Genomic DNA, 19,921 nt, shown 5'->3' on the forward strand with positions numbered 1-19,921 from the left:
CAGGTCCAGGTAGCGCACGACGAGCGCCGTGGGCTACTGATGGGTCCATGAGGACCTTCCTCCCCTACCTGCCGGTACTGCTACTTGGGGCCGGCCTCTTGGCACTCGCAATCGCGGTCCCACGTCGTCGGCGTCGACGTGAGCGCGCAGCACTGGCCGCGCAGTGGGATTGGATGTTGCGTCAGCAGGAAGCCCGTTGGGCGGCAGGAGCCCGCCTACTGCAGGCGGTGAACGTGTACCAGCGGGCGCGGCGGGGATCGAAGGCGCAGGTGCATTGGTGCGGGTCGGGGTTGGTGCAGGACGCATGGTTTGAGGGTTGGCATGTGCCGCCCGGGGCGTTTGTTCTCGTGACGGGAGAAGTGGGATGGGGCCCGCATAACCAGATCAAAGACGTGTTGTACGTCCGGCCTCACCAGGTGCATGGATGGGTGCCCGCGTCGGCGCCCGCGGCGTGGCAGAAGGAACGCCTAGCAGCGTCCGGCAGAGCGGAAGCGTGACACTGGCGGCCTGACTTGCACCAGCGAGGTTGCTGAGGTCATCTCGACAGGCCAGATGGTTCCAGGTTCGCCGGTTGCCGATTGACGGACCGGGGTGGTCCAGGTCGGCCGGGTGTCGAGCTTGGCGACTGCGGTGTAGGCCAGGGTGCTGGCGGGAGTCGATGGCGGCAAGCAGATCCGACTTGGTCACTAGGGCACCGGTCGCGGGGAGTTGGCCCAAGGGGCACTATTCGTCACTTTGACGCAAATTCGGTGGAGCTGCTCCGCTGGACCCTCGTCTCTGGCATGCTGAGGGTCCGTCGAGAGGGGCCGCAGCGATGCAGTGGAAGATCCACGGGGAACGTCCGATCTACGAGAACCCATGGGTGAACCTGTGGATGGTCGATGTCGAACAACCCGATGGGCACCGCTGGGAGCACCACGTCCTGAAGCTGCGGCACCTGGCCGTGGCCGCTGTGGTGGACAGCGAGAAGCGGGTGCTGATGATGTGGCGGCACCGCTTCATCACCGATTCGTGGGCCTGGGAACTGCCCATGGGGTTGATCGAGGCGGACGAGACTCCGGCGGAGGCCGCATCCCGCGAGGTGCTGGAGGAGACCGGCTGGACGACCAGCGACATCCGACCACTGATCTACGCCCAGCCCGCGAACGGCATCACCGACTCCGAGCACTTCGTCTTCCGCGCCGATGCCGTCGAGTACGCGGGGCCTCCGAGTGAGCGCAATGAATCCGATCGGATCGAGTGGATTCCGCTGTCCGAGCTGCGCGGCATGATCGACCGACGGGAGATCGTCAGCAGCGGTTCGCTCGTCGGGGTGCTGTACCTGCTGCTGGACGAAGCCGGCCTCTGATTCAGGCGGCCAATTCGTCGATTCGGCTGGCCAGTTCGGCCGCCAGCGGAGCATCAGCGTATGGCTTGAGCAGCTGTCGGAACTCTCCGAGGTGGGCGGTGACCCTCGGAGAGTCCACAGCCGCCGCGAGGTCCAGGGTCTTGCCTGCCGTTGCGCAGGACAACTCCACCTCCCGGAGCTGGAGTTGGGTTCGGGCCAGCCAGAACGTGTGGAACGCCCGGCCCCGCAGGTTCGTTGTCGGCTCGATTCGCAGGGCCTCGGTGATGAGGGGTTCCGCCGCGACCACGTCTCCGAGCTGCCCCAGGGCGATGCCGGTGTCCACGGTGAGCTTCGTCTGGTCGAAGTACTGGACCCAGGCGGGATCGTCATCCGATTGGCTGATCATCCCGAAGTAGCGGTGGGCCTCGTTGATGGCCTGGTGGGCTGCCTGCTTGTCCTGGGCGCTGGCGTGGGCGAAGGCTTCACGGGTCGAGAGCATGGCCAGCAACCGCGGGGTGCCGCCGTCGAGAAGTGCGCTGTCCTGTGCGGCCCGCGCCAGGGCGATGGCGTCGTTGACCCTGTCCTGGTAGGTCGCTTGGAGGCTGAGGCAGGCGAGCACGTTGGCGACGAACGGGTTGTCGTCGATCTCTCGTGCCAGCCGGAGGGACTCCGTGAAGTAGCTCTGAGCGGTCCTGTGTTGGCGCGCGTCGAAGTAGGTCCAGCCGGTGAGGCGTGCGAGTTCAGCCGCGATGCCGTGAAGGCTGCGCCGGTAGTTGGGATCGGTGGTCTCTCGCAACACGCCCATGACGTACCTGAGTTGCCCGATCACTGCTGGCCGGAGAGCCTCACCGCCATGCTCGTCGTCACGCCGCCAGTAGTCCTCGATGGACGCCTGGAGCGACCGCAGCACGGTCGGCGTCACCCTGGTGCCGGCCGCGATGGACAGGATCTCGTCCAACCCCGATCCAGGCAGGGGGCCCGGTGGCGCCCAGGGCTCCACGATCATCGGAGTGGTTGGGGCCGCCAGCTTTGGAGCGGCAGCCCTCGGGCGCTCCCACTCCCGGCCCGCGAGGCCGAGCAAGTGGCCAGGAATCCGGAGCCCGTCTGCGATGCGCTCGATGACGGTCATGTTGGTGATCTGCCGTCGGCCCGACATGACCTCGCCGACCCTGCTGGGTGTCATCTCGCACATCCGGGCGATCCGGGACGAGTGGAATCCGCCTTTGGACCTGGCGAGTTGGAAGATCCGGGCGAAGTCGCGGGCCCGGCACGCAGTGATCATTTCCGGGTCTGCCAGCAGGCGGCCGGAGAGCCCTGGCGGCGCAGTGGAATCAGTCATATCCGGCACCCCCACCGCCGGGACGATCATCGCTCACTGTCACGCGGGATAACTGACCGCGAGTTTACCCACCATGGGTACCCATGCTGGCCTTATCCGTGAACTACCCGGGCGGCGATCGTGGTTGTCAGCCGCCGGAGCCCCGGCGGCAGTCACCGGATCGGGAGTTCCTCATGTCTGAGAACCTCACCACCAACACGGAGCTGGACGGCGACGCCCTGCTCCTGTCCCGTTCGAAGGTCGTCGCGGCCCGCTCGCGCGACGAGCAGCCCTCGGACGGCGGGTCCACCGGCCGCACCGACACCAACGACTGACGGCTGCACTCATGACCGCCGAGCAGCCCTCGGTGGTTGAGCGTCTGGGCGGGGATGACTTCCTCGCCCAGACGCTCGGCCGCAGCTACAAGGTCGTACGTGGTGACGCCACGTCAACCGCCGGCCTCTTCGGCTGGGATGACTTGAACGCCATCCTGGCCGTCCACCGGCTCGAATCCCCCCGCTTCCGCCTGGCCGCCGACGGCACCCAGCTCCCGACGCACCTGTACTCCCGGCCGGTGGTCACCCGGCGAAGCACGGTGTGGAACCAGCTCCAGCCCTCCGCACTCCACCAGCAGCTCGCACAAGGGGCCACGTTGGTCCTGGACGCGGTGGACGAACTCCACCAGGGCGTAGGTGGGCTGGCCATGGACCTGGAGCGCTGGTTGCGGACCGGGGTGCAGACCAACCTCTACGCCTCGTGGACCAGCACCGAAGGGTTCGGGGTCCACTGGGACGACCACGACGTGGTGGTCGTCCAGCTCGACGGGGCAAAGCGCTGGCGGATCTACGGTCCGACCCGCGTCGCCCCGATGCACCGCGACGTGGACTCCCCCGAACTTCCGCCGGAGACCCCGGTCGCGGAGCTGGTCCTCACCGCCGGCGACCTGCTGTATCTGCCGCGCGGCTGGTGGCACGCCGTCGCCGCTTCCGAGGGGCAGCACTCCCTCCACCTCACGTGCGGGATGCAGAGCACCACCGGCGCGGACCTGATCACCTGGCTGTCGGAGGCCCTGCGCGCTCAGGAGGGCGTCCGGGTGGACGTGCCACGCTTCGGTACCGAAGCCGAGCAGCAGGCCTTCCTGCGCGCCCTCGCCAAGCTCGTGGCCTCCGAGTTGGAGAGCCCTGACCTGATCACCCGGTTCGCCGCGAGCCGGGATGCGACCGAGCGGGCGCGTCTCGCCCCCTCGCTGCCGTACATCACCGCGGCCCCGCCGAACCCGGACCTGCGGGTGCGCCTGGTGGCCTCGCGCGCTGTACTCGACTCCGGAGACGGGGCCACGGCACGGCTGATCGCGGGCGGGGAAGAGTGGACGTTCGCCGCGAAGGCCGAACCGATGCTCGCTCTGCTCCTCGACGGGGACGTGCACCGGCTCGCCGACCTGGCGCAGGCCGCGGGAATCACTCCCGCCCAAGCGGCCGGCGTCGTGACGGAGCTGGTAGAAGGTCAGGTCGTCGCCATCGGAGCAGGGCAGTGAGGGCGCGGCTGGGCCTCGGCACCTACCGGTGCCGGGACGTGCGGCGGGACGCCATGATGGCGGCCTCCCTCGGCGCGGACTGGGTGGACACCGCCGCGAACTACTCGCACGGGCAGGCCGAGAACGCGCTTGCTCCGGTGCTGGTCCGCCACCCGGACCTGAAGGTCTCCACCAAGGTCGGATTCATCCCGGCCGACACGGGGCGGATCGCGGTACGAGCCGGGATGCTGACCCCGGCGGACGCCCGGCGCGGGCACTGCCTGGCCCCGGGCTACGTCGCCTGGCAAGTCACCCGCAGCGCACGCCGCCTCGGCCGGGCCCCGGACATCGTGTTCGTCCACAACCCCGAACACGACTGCCCGCCCGGCGCCGTCACCGAGCGCCTCTACGCGGCCTTCCTCGCACTGGAGGAAGCCTGCAACCAGGGTGTCATCAAGGCGTACGGCGTGGCGACATGGCGGGGATTCAGCAGCGGAGTGTTCGATGTGGCGGACCTGGTCGCCCTTGCCGTCCGGGCCGGCGGCCTGAACCACCACCTGTCGGCCGTCCAACTCCCGGTGTCCGTCGTCCACTTGGCTCCTGTCGGGCTGGCTCTCGACGGCCTGGGCGTCCTGGTGGAAGCGGCGAGCGCTGGCCTGGAGGTGTTCGCGTCGGCCCCGTTGCACGGTGGGGAGATCCCCGACATGGTCGGGCTCGAACTCGCCGAGCTCATCACCCCTGGCAGTACTCCGGCGGAGGCGGCCCTGGCCGTGGTCGCCTCCGCCCCCGGAATCTCGCGTGTCCTGCTCTCGACCGGCAACCCGCAACACTGGAGCCGCGCCGCCGATGCCGTCGGCCGCGCGCCCCTGTCGCAGGACTTGCTCCGGAAGGTCACGGATGTACTCGGAACCTGAGAACGACACCGCCACGCGGATGCGAAACGCCCACCACACCGCCGCTTCGGCCCTCGCCGTGGCACTGGATGGGGACCGGGAGGCCTGGGGCTGGCGCGGCCGTACCCTCGGCCGCCCGGTCACCAGTGTGAGCGGCAACGCCTGGCTGCGTCTGGTGTGCGCTCCGGCGGAGAAGGCCGGCGGGAAGATCTGGGACGGACCGCAGGAGGCTGAACGTTCCATGCCTCCTGGGGTTCCCCGCCCGCACCTTCGGGCGTGGCAGACCTGGACCGAGGGCGGCAACGGCTACCTAGCCGAGCTGTACGACCGGATCACCGACCCCACCATTACCGGCGACGGGCCACTGCTGCGTACGGCCCCGGCTGTCGGTGACACCTGGTGGAAGGCCCTGGACACCACCCTCACCGCTGTGGCGGCCGTGCCCACCGACCGGGTGGCGGTGCGGCAGGAGTACCTCGATCGGGCGATGCCGCAGTACCTCGGCACCGGGTTCGACACCACCGTCCCCGCGTGGTCCACCGCCCACGGCGACCTGCACTGGGCGAACCTCACCCAGCCAACCCTGACCGTGCTCGACTGGGAAGGCTGGGGTGTGGCACCGGCCGGCTACGACGCCGCCGTCCTGCACGCGTACTCCCTGCTCGTCCCCGAGACCGCAGCCGAGATCCGGCACCACCTCGGTCACATCCTCGACACCCCAGCCGGGCGCTTCGCCGAACTCGTGATCGCCACCGAGCTGCTCCAAGGCATCGAACGCGGCGACCACACCGAGCTGGAAGGCCCGCTACGGGCCCGGATCGGCCACCTCGTCGAACTCCGCGGCTGAGAGCTGTCTGCCCTCGGCGCTGACGGCTTCGGCCACACCACTGGAGGGCACCATGCAGACCACCCAGGACGAAAGATGACCGCCCTACCAGCTCCGGAGCCGCTCGCTCCGGCGGTCCGGGGCCGGTGGCGGCTGCTCCCCGGTTCGCCGACCTCTTCCCAGACCGCGCGGGCGCTCGTCTCTGCCGCGCTGGCCGGGTGGGAAGTCGCTGACCTCGAAGCGGCTGCCCTCCTGGTTGCTTCCGAACTGGTCACCAACGCCGTGGTGCACACCGGCTGCCGCACCATCGGCCTGTCTCTGCGCCTGGACCACCGAGTGCTGCGGATAGGAGTGCGCGATTCCTCGCCGGCCGTGCCGGTTCTCCTGCCGCTGACCGATTCGCTGACCGGTGGAAGGGGGCTCGCCGTGGTAGCAGCCAGCTCGGTCGCTTGGGGAATGCAGCCCATGCCGTTCGGCAAACTCGTCTGGGCCGAGCTCGCCCGCCCGGCCCCTCCCCGGCCGCCTACGGCTTCCCCGGTCATCCATCTGCGGCCCGCACGGGTGAGGCCCACCGGGCAGATACGCGCTGCCTCGTAGCGGCTCCCAGTCTTCCGCCGCTCCCGCATGGCGGAGGCGCGGGGCCCCCTCCCGTGTAGGCCGTCCTGGTCCGTCCCTCGGGATCGGGACGGCCCCTTAAACCCCCAGCGGCACCTGCAACCGCTGGGCAGCACAACCCTCGCCCCGGTGACGTGACTTGTGGACCACGGACGACCGGGGCGGGGCGCTCCCGCAGCCGATACCGAAGAGTGAGACGAGCAAGATGAACGAGCCTGCCAACCCCGGGCGGGTGGCCATGGAGGATCAGATCCGTGCTGCGGGTGCTCATGCGGCCGACAGTCATTCAACAGTCAGCAGCCCTCGCCCGAGGCCCCGCTTCGCCGCGATGATCCGGGCGCGGAGCTGGTAGGAGGGCCGAACGGACAAGTGCCTCTTGCTGGGCACCACTGCCGGTCGCCTGAAGCGGAAAATGCCTTGCTGATGCCAGCAGTTGCTGGCATCAGCAAGGCATGCTCTAGGCCCAGGTGGCGCCGGCTAGGAGCCCATCGAACGCGAGTGCGCGCATGGCGGTGTCGTAGTCGGCCCACTCATGCTCGGCCTCGGTGAAGTGCTGGTCGAAGTAAGCGCGAGTGAGGTCGGGTTCGTGCCACTCGTGGGCGCATCGGCAGCGGACGAAGACCTGTTGGCGGACGTTCAGGAGGAGCCAGTCGCGGCGGGCGCGGCAGTAGGCGCAGGTGATGGGGATGCCGTGGGCGTCGAGTTCGCCGGGGTGGGGGACGGCTCGGACGACGGGGCGGTGGTCAGCGCTGGGGTTGGTCAAGTGGTGCCCTTCGGCCGGTGACGGGGTTCAGCGACACCACAAGACGTACGGCGGCCGGGATGTTCCCGGCCGCGCAGATGACATCAAATCGACATCCCCGTCAGGCCGTTGGCCTCGCGGGGTGGATCAGGCGGCCTGGTCCACGTCGCTGTACCTAGCCTCGTAGGCGGTGAGGCGGGTGATCAGCGCGTGATGGTCGGTGGCGAGGCCGTCGAGGACTTGGCGGGTGTGGAGGCTGTCGGGCTGGCGGGCGAGTGCCTGGAGGGTGTCCCAGTGCTCGGCGATGGCGGCCAGGTGCTCCTGGTCCCGGTGGACGGCCTCCTGTCGCTGCCCGAGTTCCTGGGTGGCGGCGGCGAGGGTGAGGTGGCCTTCGGTGACCCGGGCGGCCAGGTCGGGGGCGCTGCGGCGGAGGGCGTCGTGCGCGGCCTGGTCGGCGTCGGCCTTGGCTTTGCGCTCGCGTGCCATGTCGGCGGCGGCGTCGAGTGGGAGCTTGCCGTCGCGGACCTGTTCGGCGAGGTCGGGTGCGGCCTTGAGGACGGTATTGGCGAGGGACAGGCGGCTTCGGCTGAGCGCGTGGAGCTTGGCGTGGGTCCGCAGGGAGTGTCCCGAAACTGAAAGGAACATGGCCTGGACCATGGCGCGCTGGCCTGCGCTGATGTGCCGGCGGCGGACGTTGGACGCGAAGATGTACGCGACCTGGTCGGTGCTGGTGTAGGTGGTGAAGGTGGGTTCGACGCCTGCGAGTTCGCAGGCGGCCAGGCGGTTGCGGCCATCCAGGAGGACGCCGTCGGAGTCGAGGACGATCGGCCTGAGCAGGCCGTGGGTCTTGATGGCCTCGGCGAGGTCGTACATCTCGTCCTCGGCGAGCATCGGGAACATGTCGGCGTACGGGTGGATCTTCAGATGGGGCTCCTGGGTCGGGCGAGGTGCCGGGGTGCACCCGGTTGGTGCACCCCGGTGAGGAACGGCCTGGCGTGGCGGCCAGCGCCGGGCTGGAGACGTCTGCCACTGGGTGGGGCTCGGGGCATCTGGTCCTCTCGGCCGGTCAGCGTCGGCGGGTGTGGTCGTGGGCGGGCTGGGGGCCGGTCGGTGCGGTGGTGGGCGTCGCGGTCGCGGGCGCCGTGGGGGTGTGGCTTCCGGTGCGGGTGAGTGCGATGTGGGCGCGTTGGTCGAGGCGGTCGGTGGTGGCGTTGCGCAGTCGCCACAGGAGGACTTCGGCGGGGCGGTCGGCGGTGGTCAACTCCCGTTGCCGGGCGGCTTCGGCGAGGGCTCGGTGGGGTGGTTGGCCGGAGGTTTCGGCTTGGGCGAGGGCGGTGGCCAGGGCGGGCCAGGAGGGGTCGGCGAGGATGCGCTGGGCGTGGTCGGGGACGGCGGCGTGGACGTGGGCGGCGAGGCGGTCGGTGGTGGCGGGGGTGGGGGTTCGGCGGGTGAGGTCGGCCATGACGGGTTCGGCGGCCTGCCGGTAGGCGCTCCGCAGGTGGACGAGGGCCTGTTGGGCGGCTGCGGCCTGCTGGCGGTGGCCTCGGCTCTCGTGCCAGCGGGCGATGGCGATCAGGACGAACAGGGCGGTGGACAGCAGGGCCGCGGCTGCGGCGCCGTCCTTGCCGGAGCCAGCGGCGTGGAGGAGTTCCTTGGCGGCCGAGCGGAGGGCGGCGGCCTGCTGGTGTTCGGCGCGGATCTTGGATCGGGTGGCGCGGTTGAACGCGGTTGCGGCGGCCCGTAGTTCGGCGCGGGTGTGGGCGGGTGCGGTGAGGGCGGCGGTGTGGAGGAGCTCACCGAACGCGGCGGCCTGGGCCTGCATCGCGCCGTCCTGATCGCCACCACCCGCGTCCTCGTCGGCACCGTCCTGGCCGGGGAAGGCGAAGCGGACCGTGCCGACGAGGGCGGTCTCCGCCTGCCGCCACCGGTCCGGCTCGACCGCCGGCCGCTCGGGCACGGTGGGCTGCTGAGCGGCGAGGCGTTCGCGCAGGCGGTTGACGGACAGGTCGGGGGAGAGCTTGGAGCCGCCGAAGTAGACGGGATCGCCCTGGGCGTTGACGTCGCCGGGCCGGGCGAGGCTGTAGCCGAGGACGTCGCCGCTGTCGGGGCCGATGCGGTAGCGGATCTGGATGCCGAGCGCGGTGAGGGTGGAGAAGTACTCCTGCTCGTCGCGGACGGCTGCGGCGACCGCCTGGGCCTGCTCCAGCAGCCACTCCTTCGCGGTCTGCTGATGCCCGTTGCGCTGGGCCTTGGCCTGCTCGGCGCTGGTGGGCATCGGCGCGGCGGTGCCGTCCCCGGGGTTGAGCTGCCGCAGACCGAGTTCCTTCTCGATCTTGCGGCACACGGCCTGGGCGCGCTGGCCGTCGCGCTTGTTGCGGGGCCGGCGGCCGTCCTCGCGCACGGTGGTGGCCATGATGTGGATGTGGTCGTCGGCGTGCCGGACCGCGATCCACCGGCAGCCCTTGTCGTCCCGGTCGGGGGCGATGCCGGTGGCGTTGACGATCCGGCGGGCGACCTCGGCCCACTCGGCGTCGGTGAGGTACCGGTCGCCGGGCGCGGTGCGGACGGGGCAGTGCCACACGTGCTGCGGCACCATCGCACCGAGGCGCATCTCGCGGGCACGGACGGGCTGGTCGAGGTAGTCGGCGAGCTGGTCGAGGAGGGCGTGGTGCCGGTCGAGGGGGGATCGGCCGGGGTCGGGCAGGCCGGGCATAGCGAAGGCGGCGACGATATGCGGGTCGGTGTGCTCGTCGCGCCGGCCGGGGCCGAAGAGGTAGGAGAGCAGGCCGCGGGTGCGGGAGCCGGTGGAGACGTCAGGCACCACGACGGCCTCCCGGAGCCACGCGCTGGTAGGCGAGGCGGGCCTCGGCGGCGCAGGCGCCGAGGTCCTCCAGGACCTTCATCGCGCGCTCGGGGATCGGACCGAGGTAGACCTCGACCATGAGCTGGTTGAGGTTGTTGCCGGCCCGGTCGATCGCCCGCTGGTGGGTGCCGACCGCCTGGGTGAGCTGGTCGACGGCCTCCCGGTCGGGCAGGGGGACGAAGCCGTCGGGACGGCCGGTCTTCACGACCTCCTGTGCGACGCTCAGCGCCGAGTCCGCCAGGAACGCGGAGCGCGAGCGTCCGAGCCTGGCGGCGGCGATGTCGATCAGGTCCCGCTCGGCCGGCTCCGCGGAGCAGGTGAGCTGGAGGGTGCGCTTGGTTCCGGAACGCGGCCGGTACATCCGCTCAGCGAGCGCAGCGATGCACTCGTCCACCGGAAGCGCCGGGCGGTCGAGCTCCGGAACGCGGAGGTGGAGGAACTCGGCGGTGGTCACGGTCGGCGCTTCACGAACGACGCGAACATCGGCGTCGGCACGCTCGGCGTCGACGCGGTGGTGCGGATCGGCATGGGGCTCGGAGATCTGGTCCTGGTCGTGGCCGCCCTCGGTCACGTTCCCCTGGTCCGGCGCGCCCTCGCGCCGGTCCTGCCCCGCCACCCCTGGGGCGGGGTCAAGCGCAAAGTCCGCGTCGCCAACGGCGATGTGGACTTTGCCCCAGCTTGCTCCGTCGTCGTGGTGCCGGTGGCCCAACGGCCTACGCCACAAGCCCTTCAGCGTACGGGACTTCACGGGCTGCTTGGCGTCGTTCTGGGCGGCGTGCTGGTGCTCGGGAATGGGGTGCTCTCCGGCTGGGTCGGTCGGGTGTCGGACGGGATGGTGCGCTGTGGAACCGGGGTCGCTGGGCGGCGGTGTCCGGGCCGTCTGCTCTGCGGAACCCGTTCCGCAGGGCAGACGGCGGGGTGCGGTGATGCCGGAGTTCCGTTGGCCGTCTTCCGGTGGCGTGCGGTGCCCGGTCGACCGGGGGGTGGGCCGGTCGGTCCGGTGTGGCCGGTCAGGCGGCTTCGGGGTGCGGGCGGCCAGCCTCGGGGTTCCAGCGCGGGCGGAGGTCGTTCATCAGCTCGGTGAGGCGGCTGCTGCCGAGCGGGAGGCCGGCGGCGCGGACGGCCCGCTCGACGACCGCGCGGGTGAGCTTGCCCTCGGCGGTGGCGGCTTGGAGGCCGATCTCGCGCAGCCTCGCCATGTCGGCGCCGGGTGGACGGCCGACCGGCTTGTCCCGCCCGGTGGTGGGCTCCTCGCCGACGTGGCCGGACAGTCCTGCTGTCGGGGTGTCCCGAGAGTAAATCGGTGGACCGCCGTTCTGTGCGGGGCCGGGGTCGTCCAGGGTGCCGCTCCACTCGTCGGGCAGGACTCCGGTGGCGGATGCCAGCGTCAGCATCGCGTTGTCGTCGCCGACCGGCGGTCGCGGCCCGGTGTCCTGCGCGCGGTCGGTGGCGGTGTATCCGTTGCCGGTCTCCTCGGCCATCCCGTCGCCCTGGGTGGGCTGGGTGATGGCAGGGGCGCGGTCGGCGGGTCCTGTGGTGGGTGGGTGGTGGAGGTGGCGTAGGAGGGTGGGGCCGACGGTGCCCCAGCCGAGGAGGAGGGTGGGGGCGACGGTGTCGAGGGCGGCGCGTCCCCAGTGGTGGGCGAGGAGTGGTTCGGCGGTGTTCAGGGCGAGGGTGAGCAGGCCGCACAGGTGCATCAGCCAGCGGGCGGAGCGGAGCTGGTCGGGGTGGGTGCCGGTGGTGGCGAGGTGGTGGAGGGCGACGAGGAGGCCGACGACGGATAGGTCGACCATGGGGGCGATGAGCGGGGCGACGGGGCGCGGGATGCCCAGGCGCAGGGCGAGGGACCACACGTTGCCGAAGGAGAAGGTGAAGGCGAGGGCGGCGATGACGGCCATCACCACGGTGGTGATGGTGCGGGCGAAGGCGCCGGAGCCGGTCGGCGGGGCGGTGGGCATGCGGGTGGGGTCCTTGCGGTGGCGGGTGTTGTGGGGTTGCCGTCTTTGCCGTCTTGCCGTTGCATCCGCAGGTCAGGGCGGTTACGGCAGGGGCGGGCGCGGCAGGCCGGTGGCGTCTTGGACGCGGTGCGGTGGCGTCCCGGTACGGGAGCTCTTCCGTCTTGGGACGGCTATCCGTCCCACTCGCAGGCCATCTGACCTGCGGTTTCGTGGCAGGGACGGCTGGGACGGCACAAGACGGGTGTCGTCGCCGTCCCGGGTCCGGCCCGGCGGGCGCTGGGAGGGTGCGCGGTGCCGGACCGGTGGCGGTGCGGGACGCTGTGCCGTCCTGTCCGGTGCTGCCGTCTTGGCGGCAGGCCGCCTGACCTGCGGTGTTACGGCAGGGACGGCAGGGACGGCAGTTTCGCGCAGGTCACCTTCTTGGGCCCGCGCCCACGCCCGCACCCGTGCCCGCCTCCGACCCGGGTGCGGTCGGGTGGACGGTGGGGCAGTAGCGCCGCCAGGCGTCGGTGAACTTGTGGCGCAGGTAGCCCTTGCGCTGGGTTCCGTCGCCGATGCGCACGTTGCCGGAGGAGATGCCGAACTCGCGGAGCATCGCGCCGAGCCCGCGCGCGTTCAGCCCGCCCCGCCCGGCCTCGGCCCAGGGGGCTTCCGGGTCGCCGTTGAGGGTGAACAGCAGCTGGTCGGTGGTGATGCTGTCCGGCTCGCCGGCGGCGTGGAAGATCCGGCGGATGTCGGCGAGGATCCGCGCGCCGCCGGGGCTGTCCTCCTCGGTCTGGACCTCGTCGTCGACCATGCGCCTGCACGCCTGGCGGGCCAGGCGGGGCCAGGGTCCTCCGGCGAGGTCGGCGATGATCACCAGGGGCTCCCAGGTGTCGGCCGCGCGGTCCTCGACCGGCATCGCGGGCTCCAGCAGCAGGGCCTGCTCGGCCAGGGGCGCGCTCCACTGGGCGATGCGGTCGCGGATGGCGTGCAGGGCGGGCCTGTCGCGCATCGTGCGGTAGGGCGCGACGCGCTCCCCTTCAGCGCGGCGGCGCATCCGGATCACGATGGAGCGGTCCATGATCGTGTCGGGGAGGTCGCCGATCCCGGCGATGGCCGCCATGGCGAAGGTGTGGAAGCGGCGCGGGGTGTGGTCGTTGCCGACCACTCGCAGCACGTACCGGTCGCGCTGGTGCCCGGCGTTCAGCAGGCCGCGCATCTCCTCGTTCTTCTCCGCCATCTTCGGGCTGCCGAAGATCGTGTCCGCCTCGTCCACCAGGAGCGTGGGCGGCTCTTCGGTGATGGAGCGGAAGACCGCGGCCGGGGTCGAGTTGACCGTGAGCACCGGCTGGTGCACCGTCTCGGTGAGGACGTCGAGCAGGCGGGACTTGCCGCAGCGCTTCGCCGGGCCGACCACTGCCAGGCGCGGCGCGTGCTGCCACGAGCCCTGCAGGTGGGTCGCCGCCACCCACAGCGTCGCGGCGTCCAGGGCCTCCTCCGAGGGCAGGATCACGAAGGTGGCGATCAGGGCCTTCAGTTGGGCGAGCAGGTCGGCACCCTCGGTCGCCTCGGTGTCCGGCAGCAGGTCGGTCCCGGACAGGGCGCCAGGCTCGGCCGGTGCCGCCTCCGGCTGTCCACAGGCTGTGGACGCCTCGGGCTGGAGGCCGGGCAGGTAGGCGCCGGGCTCGCCGGCCTTGGCGACGGGCGGCCAGTTCGTGGTGGCCGCTGTCGGGCCGGGGGCTGCGGTGGCGGGGCGGGAGGCAGTACTCTCGGTCATGGCGATTCCTCACTCGGCGGTTCCGGGGGGCAACCCGGTCCGCCGTAGCTCGACTGTCCTGGGATGGGCGGTGGCGAGGTTTCCGATCAGCCCCCGGTGTTCGTAGCGCCGGGGGCTTCGTGTTTTTTCTCGGGACACTTGGGCGCTCCGCACACCCGTGCAACCTCCTGGGGGTTGGGTTCTCCATGCTGACATGATCGAACGTAGTGCGACCCCTATCGCCCTGTCAAGCGAATGGAGCCTGAAAATCTCAACCTTTTTCCGCATAGTCGCTGATGAGTGTGATGTAACGGATTGGTAACTATGCACCCCAACCGCTTGACGGTTACACATGTCATGCCACTACCTTCTATCTATCGCCGCGTCGCGCCCATCCGTAATCGAAGGGAGGTTGGTATGGTCAACCCTATGGTGCATCGCTTCACGCCCCTGGAGGGCGAGGCCCTGGTGGCCCACAACCTGAAGGTCCTGCGCAAGGCCGCCCGTCTCTCCCAGGAGGACGTGGCTGAGCGCATGACCCGGCTCGGCTTCAAGTTCCACCAGACCCAGGTCGCCAAGATCGAGAACCTCACCCGCCCGGTCCGCTTCGACGAGGTCATCGGTCTCGCCAAGGCGCTCAGCGTTCCGGCGGCCAACTTCATGACCGAGGCCGTGGCCGGCCCCGACGAACCCGACTACGAGCTGCAGGAGGCCGGCTTCGCCCTCCAGGCCGCCCAGCTGGAGTGGAGAACCGCTCGCGACATCGAGCAGGGAGCCAAGGCCCGGATGGACGAAGCCCAGCGCCTCTACGACGAGGTCGCCGAGCGCCTCGAAGCGCAAGGCATCGCTACCACCGTCGACCAGCCGCTGTGGTACCCCGCCCCCAACTCGCCCGGGGACCCGCTCCGCAAGGAGCCGGACGCCGACCGGTAGGACCGCACCGATCCCCTCCGGGTGCTGCGGTGCCATCGGCCCATGGTCACCCATGCCCCGGCTCGCAACCTAGAACGGCCGACCCGGCCCGCCCGCCCAAGATCGTTCTTGGCCGCGAGCCGGAGCCGCCGTAACCTGCACCACCCGCTGCCCGACCCCCGGCGCTACGAACGCCGAGGACCGACAAGCAGCTGCACCCACCCACCGCCCATCCCAACAGTCGCCACGGCCGCGCGTTGCCCACGCGCCGCCGGGAGGAGTTCCATGCCCACCGCTGCCACCACGACCGTCATCGAGCGGAAGTGGCACACCACCGCCGAGGTCGCCGAGATGCTCGGCTTCGGCCTCTCCAAGACCAAGATGCTGGTCCTCTCCGGCCAGATCCGCTCCGTCGCCATCGGCCGCAACCGCCGCATCCTGCCCCTGTGGGTCGACGAATACGTCGCCCGCGTCGTCGCCACCGCCGAGGAGGTGGCCGCATGAGTGGCAAGCGCGGCAACGGCGAGGGGTCCATCTACCCCTACCGCAACGGCTTCGCGGCCTACGCCTGGGTGACCACGCCCACCGGCAAGCGCGACCGCAAGTACGTCTACGGCAAGACCCGGACCGAGGTCCACGACAAGTGGCTCAAGCTCCACACCGCGGCCAAGGCCGGCCCCGTGGCCACCAGCACGCCGACACTGGAGCAGTTCCTCGCCTTCTGGCTGAAGGAGGAGGTCGAGGTCAACCTCAAGCCGCTCACCGCCGCGACCTACGAGACGGCCGTGCGCCTCTACATCGGCCCGTTCCTCGGCGCCAAGCGGGTCGACAAGCTCAACGTCCGCGACGTGCGCGAGTGGCTGAACAAGCTCGCCACCACCTGCCAGTGCTGTGCCCAGGGGAAGGACGAGCGCCGCCCCGAGGAGCGACGGAAGTGCTGCGCGATCAGCAAGTGTTGCCGCCAGTACCTGTCCAAGCGTTCCGTCGCCGACGCCCGCACCGTGCTCCGCAGCGCGCTCACCTACGCGATCAGCGAGGAGATGATCGCCCGCAACGTCGCCCAACTCGTCAAGCTGGCCAAGCCCCGCCCCCGCAAGGTCATCCCGTGGTCGGTCGAGGAGGCCAGCCGGTTCCTCGAATCGGCCCGCGCCGACCGCGACCCCCTGTACGGCGCCTACGTGATGATCCTGGTGCTCGGCTTGCGTAAGGGCGAAGTCCTCGGGCTCCGGTGGTCGGACGTGATGCTGGACCGGGGAGAGGTCCTGATCCAGCAGCAGCTCCAGCGGGTCCGTCGCCGCCTGCTGCACTCCGAGGTCAAGACCGATGCCTCGGAGTCGGTGCTCCCGCTGCCGGACCTCTGCCGCACGGCCCTGGTGCTGCGGGAGAAGAGCCGGGATGCCCACAAGCTCGCCGCCCGCGACCTATGGACGGAGTCCGACCTGGTCTTCACCACCAAGTACGGCACCCCGGTCGAGCCGCGCAACTTCAACCGGCGGTTCGAGTTCCGCTGCCAGCAGGCCGGCGTGCGGCTGATCCGCGTCCACGACACCCGCAAGACCTGCGGCACGCTGCTGGCGGCCCTGGACGTGCACCCGCGCGTGGCGATGCAGATCCTCCGGCACTCGCAGTTCGCGGTGACCATGGAGATCTACACCCAGGTCCCCTCCGAGCAGACGCGCAACGCGCTCAGGAAGCTCGGCGAGACCCTCGACGTCGGGCGATCCGACGAGGCGGAAGGAGAGGGCGAGACGCCTCCGGCCTCCGCAGCCGATGATGGTCCGGAAGCGCCGGAGTAAGCGCAGGACATGGTGATCATCCGAGTGGCCCGGCCAGGTACCTTCGGCCGGGCCATCGGCGTTCACGGGACCGACGTCACAGGTACCCCTGCCTGACGCTCGCTGAGCGACGCGGCTGAAGCCTGGAGACGAGTGACAGGGCTCTGGCGGCGCCGCAGTCGTTTCTCTGCCGGGTCAGTGTGTGCGTGTCGTGTGCGCGCCCGCCCCGGCGGCCAGGCTCCGAGGATGGCCGCTGGGGCCGGGGCGGGCACGCACGGCGGTCACGTGTCGAGGTAAATGCTGTACCAGGGCCCCCCGGTTACGGTGCGGCTGTAGTTGACATTGGTCTGGTCACCGTTGCAGTCAGCTTCGGTGTACACCGCGGCGTCTTTGTTGGTGAAGTTGCTGAGCTTCTTCGCAGGCATCGCGAGGTTGATGCAGTTACCGCTCTCCGGGTCCATCAAGGTCTGGTTGGCTCCCTGGTCGTCGACGTACTCGACCGCGCCGTCGGCGGCGTGCGCCGACGTCGGGACGGCGACGAGGAGCAGGAGTGCGCCGGTGAGCGTTCCCAGTGTGGTGCGGATGCGCATGGAGTTCCTTCGGGGTTTCGGGGAAGGGGGACAGCCCATCGGTACCTGGGCCGGGGGGATTCGCGTCCGGGACACGCGGTCCGTCACCCCGACGGCAGCGCCCTGTCATCCGGACGGGCCCACGGTGGACTGCGGCGCGCCAGGGGCGTGCTCTGACGGAACCCGCTTCTGAGGCCATCTGGCAGCATCGGATCGCCGACCGGCCAAGTCGGTGCTCAGCTGTTCGTGGCCGCACCGTGCGGCCGTGAACGGAAGGACCGAGCATGTCCCGTCGTACCGAGGCCGCCACCGCACTCGCCCTCTGCCTGGCCACCGGCCTGGGAACCGTGATCGCCGCCGGCCCCGCCCACGCGGCCGTCCCCAACGTGTGCGGGGGTGCGATGACCGACTACGTCGGGGCCAGCCCCCTCCTGCTCCCGGATGCCCCGTTCGTCGGCACCGTCAGCCTCGTCGGCGAGAAGCGGGCCATCAGCATCACGCCCGTCTTCCTGACCGCCAACGTCCTGCGGACCGAGATCGGCACCGGGGACGACGCCCGCGCCCAGAGCGGCAACTTCACGCTCAAGGTGGACAGCAGCGGACGCGGAAAGATCAGCTTCCCGGTCTACGCCGGCATGGCCAGCAGCACCGACGTCAACTGCACCCCGGGGCTCACCCCCACCCGCGTCACCAAGATCAACGGAAAGATCAACGTGACCGGCGTCGAGGGGCAGGTCGACTTCGTCGTGACCCGCACCTGACGGCCCGTTACCGTGCCGATCTTGGTGAGCATGGGCTCGACTGCGGGGCTCGGTCGGGTGATCTCTCGACCGGCCGCGTCATTGGCCCGGATCTGTCCGGGAGCGGGCAGCGGTGCTGGGCGGTCCATCGATGTGCTCGTGACTGCGGCGGCAGAAGCATGCCGACGGCCAGCGCCGCAACGCGCTCAGGAAGGTCGGCTCGTCCTTCAGCAGCAGCTCTGCCGACCCGGCGTCAGCCGCCCCCGACGACCGGCCGACTGATCCGGCGGTTGGTGAAGGTCGCCAGCAGTCGAGGCGGTTGCTGTACTTCCGTGCTGGCACATACGTCAGAGGGCCCGTCAGATTTCTCTGACGGGCCCTCTGACCTGGGTCGGGGTGGCGGGATTTGAACCCACGGCCTCTTCGTCCCGAACGAAGCGCGCTACCAAGCTGCGCCACACCCCGGTCCTGCTTCGTTGCTCTCCGTCTCCGGTGCAACGAGTAGAACTCTACCGGACGGGTGCCGTGAGGCGAAATCCGGTATCCCGGGGTGGCGGGGCGGGGGTCAGCGGCGGGGGGTGAGGGTGAGGAGGGTGGCCTCGGGGGGGCAGGCGAAGCGGACGGGGGTGTAGCGGTTGGTGCCGCAGCCGGCCGAGACGTGGAGGTAGGACTGGTGGCCGCCGGCGCGGTGGGCGGAGAGGCCCTTGACCCGGCGGGCGTCGAGGTCGCAGTTGGTGACCAGGGCGCCGTAGAAGGGGACGCAGAGCTGGCCGCCGTGGGTGTGGCCGGCCAGGATCAGGGGGTAGCGGTCGGCGGTGAAGGCGTCCAGGACCCGGAGGTAGGGGGCGTGGACGACGGCGATGGAGAGGTCGGCGTCGGCGGACGGGCCGCCGGTGACGGCGCTGTAGCGGTCGCGGCGGATGTGCGGGTCGTCCAGCCCGGTGAACTCGACGTCCAGGTCGGCGAGCTTGAGGCGGCCGCGGGTGTTGGTGAGGTCGAGCCAGCCGGCCGCGTCGAAGCCGTCGCGGAGGTCCTCCCACGGGTTGTGGACGGCGCCGGTGATGCCGCGTCGGCCGGAGCCGTCGGGGTTGTTCAGGCCGTGCACGCCGCTCTTCAGGGCCTTGAGGTAGCGGGTGGGGCTCTTCGGGCTCGGGCCGTAGTAGTCGTTCGAGCCGAAGACGTACACGCCGGGGAAGTCGAGCAGCGGGCCGAGCGCGTCGAGGGTGGCGGGTACGCCGAGCGGGTCGGAGAGGTTGTCGCCGGTGTTCACCACCAGGTCGGGGCGGAGGCCGGCCAGGCTCTGCAGCCAGCGCTGCTTCTTGGTCTGCCCGTTGACCATGTGGATGTCGGAGACCTGGAGTACTCGTACCGGCCGGGCCCCCTTCGGCAGGATCGGTACCTCGACCCGGCGCAGCCGGAACGAGCGGACCTCGAACCCGGCGGAGTAGGCGAGGCAGGCGGCGCCGGTGGCGGCGATTCCGAGTGGGACGGAGTACAGCGGTCGCATCGGTCCATGCTCTCAGACGCATGATCGGAGCGGGAACGGACCGGTGCCGCCGGAGGACTGGACGGGGCAAGGAGGGGACTGACGGGGCATCAGCGGGCAATCCGGTTGCCCGTGGCCGGGCAGGGGCATATGAATGGCCCATGACTACGCTCAAGCAGCAGCTGCAGGAGGACCTCACCACCGCGATCAAGTCCCGGGACGAGCTGGCCTCCTCCACCATCCGGCTCACCCTGTCCGCGCTGACCGCGGAGGAGAAGGTGAAGGGCCGGAAGACGCCGGTTCTCTCCGAGGACGAGGTGCTGACGGTGATCGCCCGGGAGGCGAAGAAGCGCCGGGAGGCGGCGGAGGCCTTCGACCTGGCCGGCCGCACCGAGTCGGCCGCGAAGGAGCGGGCCGAGGGTGAGCTGCTGGCGCGGTACCTGCCGAAGCAGCTCGGCGACGAGGAGTTGGCCGCGATCGTGGCCGAGGCCGTGGCGGCCAGCGGGGCGACCGGCCCGCAGGGCCTGGGTGCGGTGATGAAGCTGGTGAAGCCGAAGGTGGAGGGCCTGGCCGAGGGCAGCCGGGTGGCCGCCGCGGTGAAGGCAGCCCTGCAGCCGTAGGCAAGCAGCGGAGAAGCAGAAGGGCC

At 70.6% G+C, this 19,921-nt stretch carries 20 protein-coding genes and 1 tRNA gene; 11 read left to right on the forward strand and 10 right to left on the reverse strand.

What is annotated here, in order from left to right; genetic code table 11:
* The first annotated feature begins 814 nt into the window (after positions 1 to 814).
* The gene (locus F4556_RS18815) at positions 815 to 1,348 is read left to right on the forward strand and encodes an NUDIX hydrolase (RefSeq protein WP_184917381.1); all 534 of its coding nucleotides are present in this window, start codon (positions 815 to 817) and stop codon (positions 1,346 to 1,348) included.
* A gap of 1 nt (position 1,349) precedes the next feature.
* Here the strand turns inward: F4556_RS18815 and F4556_RS18820 are convergent, their stop codons facing one another.
* Complete coding sequence (locus F4556_RS18820) at positions 1,350 to 2,666, reverse strand: NsdA family TPR-like regulatory protein (protein ID WP_184924808.1); 1,317 nt, start codon at positions 2,664 to 2,666, stop codon at positions 1,350 to 1,352.
* Positions 2,667 to 2,839: 173 nt separating this feature from the next.
* Here F4556_RS18820 and F4556_RS18825 point away from each other — a divergent pair, with 173 nt between their 5' ends.
* The 5 genes from F4556_RS18825 (at position 2,840) to F4556_RS39740 (ending at position 6,474) form a co-directional block, all read left to right on the forward strand.
* Entirely contained in the window at positions 2,840 to 2,980 is a 141-nt protein-coding gene (locus F4556_RS18825; RefSeq protein WP_184917384.1) for a hypothetical protein, read from the forward strand.
* Between the two features lie 11 nt (positions 2,981 to 2,991).
* Positions 2,992 to 4,179, forward strand: coding sequence for a cupin domain-containing protein (locus tag F4556_RS18830; RefSeq protein WP_184917387.1), 1,188 nt, complete (start codon positions 2,992 to 2,994; stop codon positions 4,177 to 4,179).
* Positions 4,176 to 5,072 carry an aldo/keto reductase gene (locus F4556_RS18835; RefSeq protein WP_184917390.1) on the forward strand — a complete coding sequence of 299 codons (897 nt, stop codon included), beginning with the start codon at positions 4,176 to 4,178 and terminating at the stop codon, positions 5,070 to 5,072. The genes F4556_RS18830 and F4556_RS18835 overlap by 4 nt, the downstream gene beginning before the upstream one ends.
* Positions 5,056 to 5,898 (forward strand): hypothetical protein, encoded by an 843-nt coding sequence (locus F4556_RS18840; RefSeq protein WP_184917393.1) that lies wholly within the window; start codon positions 5,056 to 5,058, stop codon positions 5,896 to 5,898. Before F4556_RS18835 ends, F4556_RS18840 begins: the two co-directional genes overlap by 17 nt.
* Positions 5,899 to 5,973: 75 nt before the next feature.
* Positions 5,974 to 6,474 carry an ATP-binding protein gene (locus F4556_RS39740; protein ID WP_376775725.1) on the forward strand — a complete coding sequence of 167 codons (501 nt, stop codon included), beginning with the start codon at positions 5,974 to 5,976 and terminating at the stop codon, positions 6,472 to 6,474.
* Between the two features lie 475 nt (positions 6,475 to 6,949).
* Here F4556_RS39740 and F4556_RS18845 read toward each other — a convergent pair whose 3' ends face one another.
* The 6 genes from F4556_RS18845 to F4556_RS18870 all read right to left on the reverse strand — a co-directional run bounded on the left by F4556_RS18845 (position 6,950) and on the right by F4556_RS18870 (position 13,814).
* A complete protein-coding gene (locus F4556_RS18845; RefSeq protein WP_184917396.1) occupies positions 6,950 to 7,255 on the reverse strand; it encodes a hypothetical protein in 306 nt (101 codons plus the stop codon).
* A 126-nt stretch (positions 7,256 to 7,381) separates the two neighbouring features.
* Positions 7,382 to 8,134, reverse strand: coding sequence for a ParB/RepB/Spo0J family partition protein (locus tag F4556_RS18850; RefSeq protein WP_184917399.1), 753 nt, complete (start codon positions 8,132 to 8,134; stop codon positions 7,382 to 7,384).
* A gap of 166 nt (positions 8,135 to 8,300) precedes the next feature.
* Complete coding sequence (locus F4556_RS18855; RefSeq protein ID WP_184917402.1) at positions 8,301 to 10,058, reverse strand: relaxase/mobilization nuclease domain-containing protein; 1,758 nt, start codon at positions 10,056 to 10,058, stop codon at positions 8,301 to 8,303.
* Positions 10,048 to 10,713, reverse strand: coding sequence for a type II toxin -antitoxin system TacA 1-like antitoxin (locus tag F4556_RS39480; RefSeq protein ID WP_184917405.1), 666 nt, complete (start codon positions 10,711 to 10,713; stop codon positions 10,048 to 10,050). Before F4556_RS39480 ends, F4556_RS18855 begins: the two co-directional genes overlap by 11 nt.
* Positions 10,714 to 11,107: 394 nt before the next feature.
* On the reverse strand, positions 11,108 to 12,055 hold the full coding sequence (locus F4556_RS38300; RefSeq protein WP_246511046.1) for a DUF2637 domain-containing protein: 948 nt from the start codon (positions 12,053 to 12,055) through the stop codon (positions 11,108 to 11,110).
* Between the two features lie 412 nt (positions 12,056 to 12,467).
* Positions 12,468 to 13,814 (reverse strand): DUF3631 domain-containing protein, encoded by a 1,347-nt coding sequence (locus F4556_RS18870; protein WP_184917408.1) that lies wholly within the window; start codon positions 13,812 to 13,814, stop codon positions 12,468 to 12,470.
* Positions 13,815 to 14,222: 408 nt separating this feature from the next.
* Between F4556_RS18870 and F4556_RS18875 the strand changes: the two genes are divergently transcribed.
* The 3 genes from F4556_RS18875 (at position 14,223) to F4556_RS18885 (ending at position 16,501) form a co-directional block, all read left to right on the forward strand.
* Positions 14,223 to 14,726, forward strand: coding sequence for a helix-turn-helix domain-containing protein (locus F4556_RS18875; RefSeq protein WP_184917411.1), 504 nt, complete (start codon positions 14,223 to 14,225; stop codon positions 14,724 to 14,726).
* A gap of 264 nt (positions 14,727 to 14,990) precedes the next feature.
* Entirely contained in the window at positions 14,991 to 15,209 is a 219-nt protein-coding gene (locus F4556_RS18880) for an excisionase family DNA-binding protein (RefSeq protein WP_184917414.1), read from the forward strand.
* The gene (locus F4556_RS18885) at positions 15,206 to 16,501 is read left to right on the forward strand and encodes a site-specific integrase (protein WP_184917417.1); all 1,296 of its coding nucleotides are present in this window, start codon (positions 15,206 to 15,208) and stop codon (positions 16,499 to 16,501) included. The genes F4556_RS18880 and F4556_RS18885 overlap by 4 nt, the downstream gene beginning before the upstream one ends.
* 260 nt (positions 16,502 to 16,761) lie before the next feature.
* On the opposite strand, the gene F4556_RS18890 is transcribed toward F4556_RS18885, so the two are convergent.
* Complete coding sequence (locus F4556_RS18890) at positions 16,762 to 17,070, reverse strand: hypothetical protein (RefSeq protein ID WP_184917420.1); 309 nt, start codon at positions 17,068 to 17,070, stop codon at positions 16,762 to 16,764.
* A gap of 263 nt (positions 17,071 to 17,333) precedes the next feature.
* Between F4556_RS18890 and F4556_RS18895 the strand changes: the two genes are divergently transcribed.
* Positions 17,334 to 17,810, forward strand: coding sequence for a hypothetical protein (locus tag F4556_RS18895; protein WP_184917424.1), 477 nt, complete (start codon positions 17,334 to 17,336; stop codon positions 17,808 to 17,810).
* A gap of 370 nt (positions 17,811 to 18,180) precedes the next feature.
* On the opposite strand, the gene F4556_RS18900 is transcribed toward F4556_RS18895, so the two are convergent.
* Together F4556_RS18900 and F4556_RS18905 are read right to left on the reverse strand one after the other, a co-directional pair.
* A tRNA-Pro gene (locus tag F4556_RS18900) sits at positions 18,181 to 18,254 on the reverse strand.
* Positions 18,255 to 18,354: 100 nt separating this feature from the next.
* A complete protein-coding gene (locus F4556_RS18905) occupies positions 18,355 to 19,296 on the reverse strand; it encodes a metallophosphoesterase (RefSeq protein WP_184917427.1) in 942 nt (313 codons plus the stop codon).
* A gap of 140 nt (positions 19,297 to 19,436) precedes the next feature.
* On the opposite strand from F4556_RS18905, the gene F4556_RS18910 reads away from it, so the two are divergent.
* A complete protein-coding gene (locus F4556_RS18910; protein ID WP_184917431.1) occupies positions 19,437 to 19,895 on the forward strand; it encodes a GatB/YqeY domain-containing protein in 459 nt (152 codons plus the stop codon).
* Positions 19,896 to 19,921 lie beyond the last annotated feature (26 nt).

Source organism: Kitasatospora gansuensis, assembly GCF_014203705.1.
GTDB lineage: Bacteria > Actinomycetota > Actinomycetes > Streptomycetales > Streptomycetaceae > Kitasatospora > Kitasatospora gansuensis.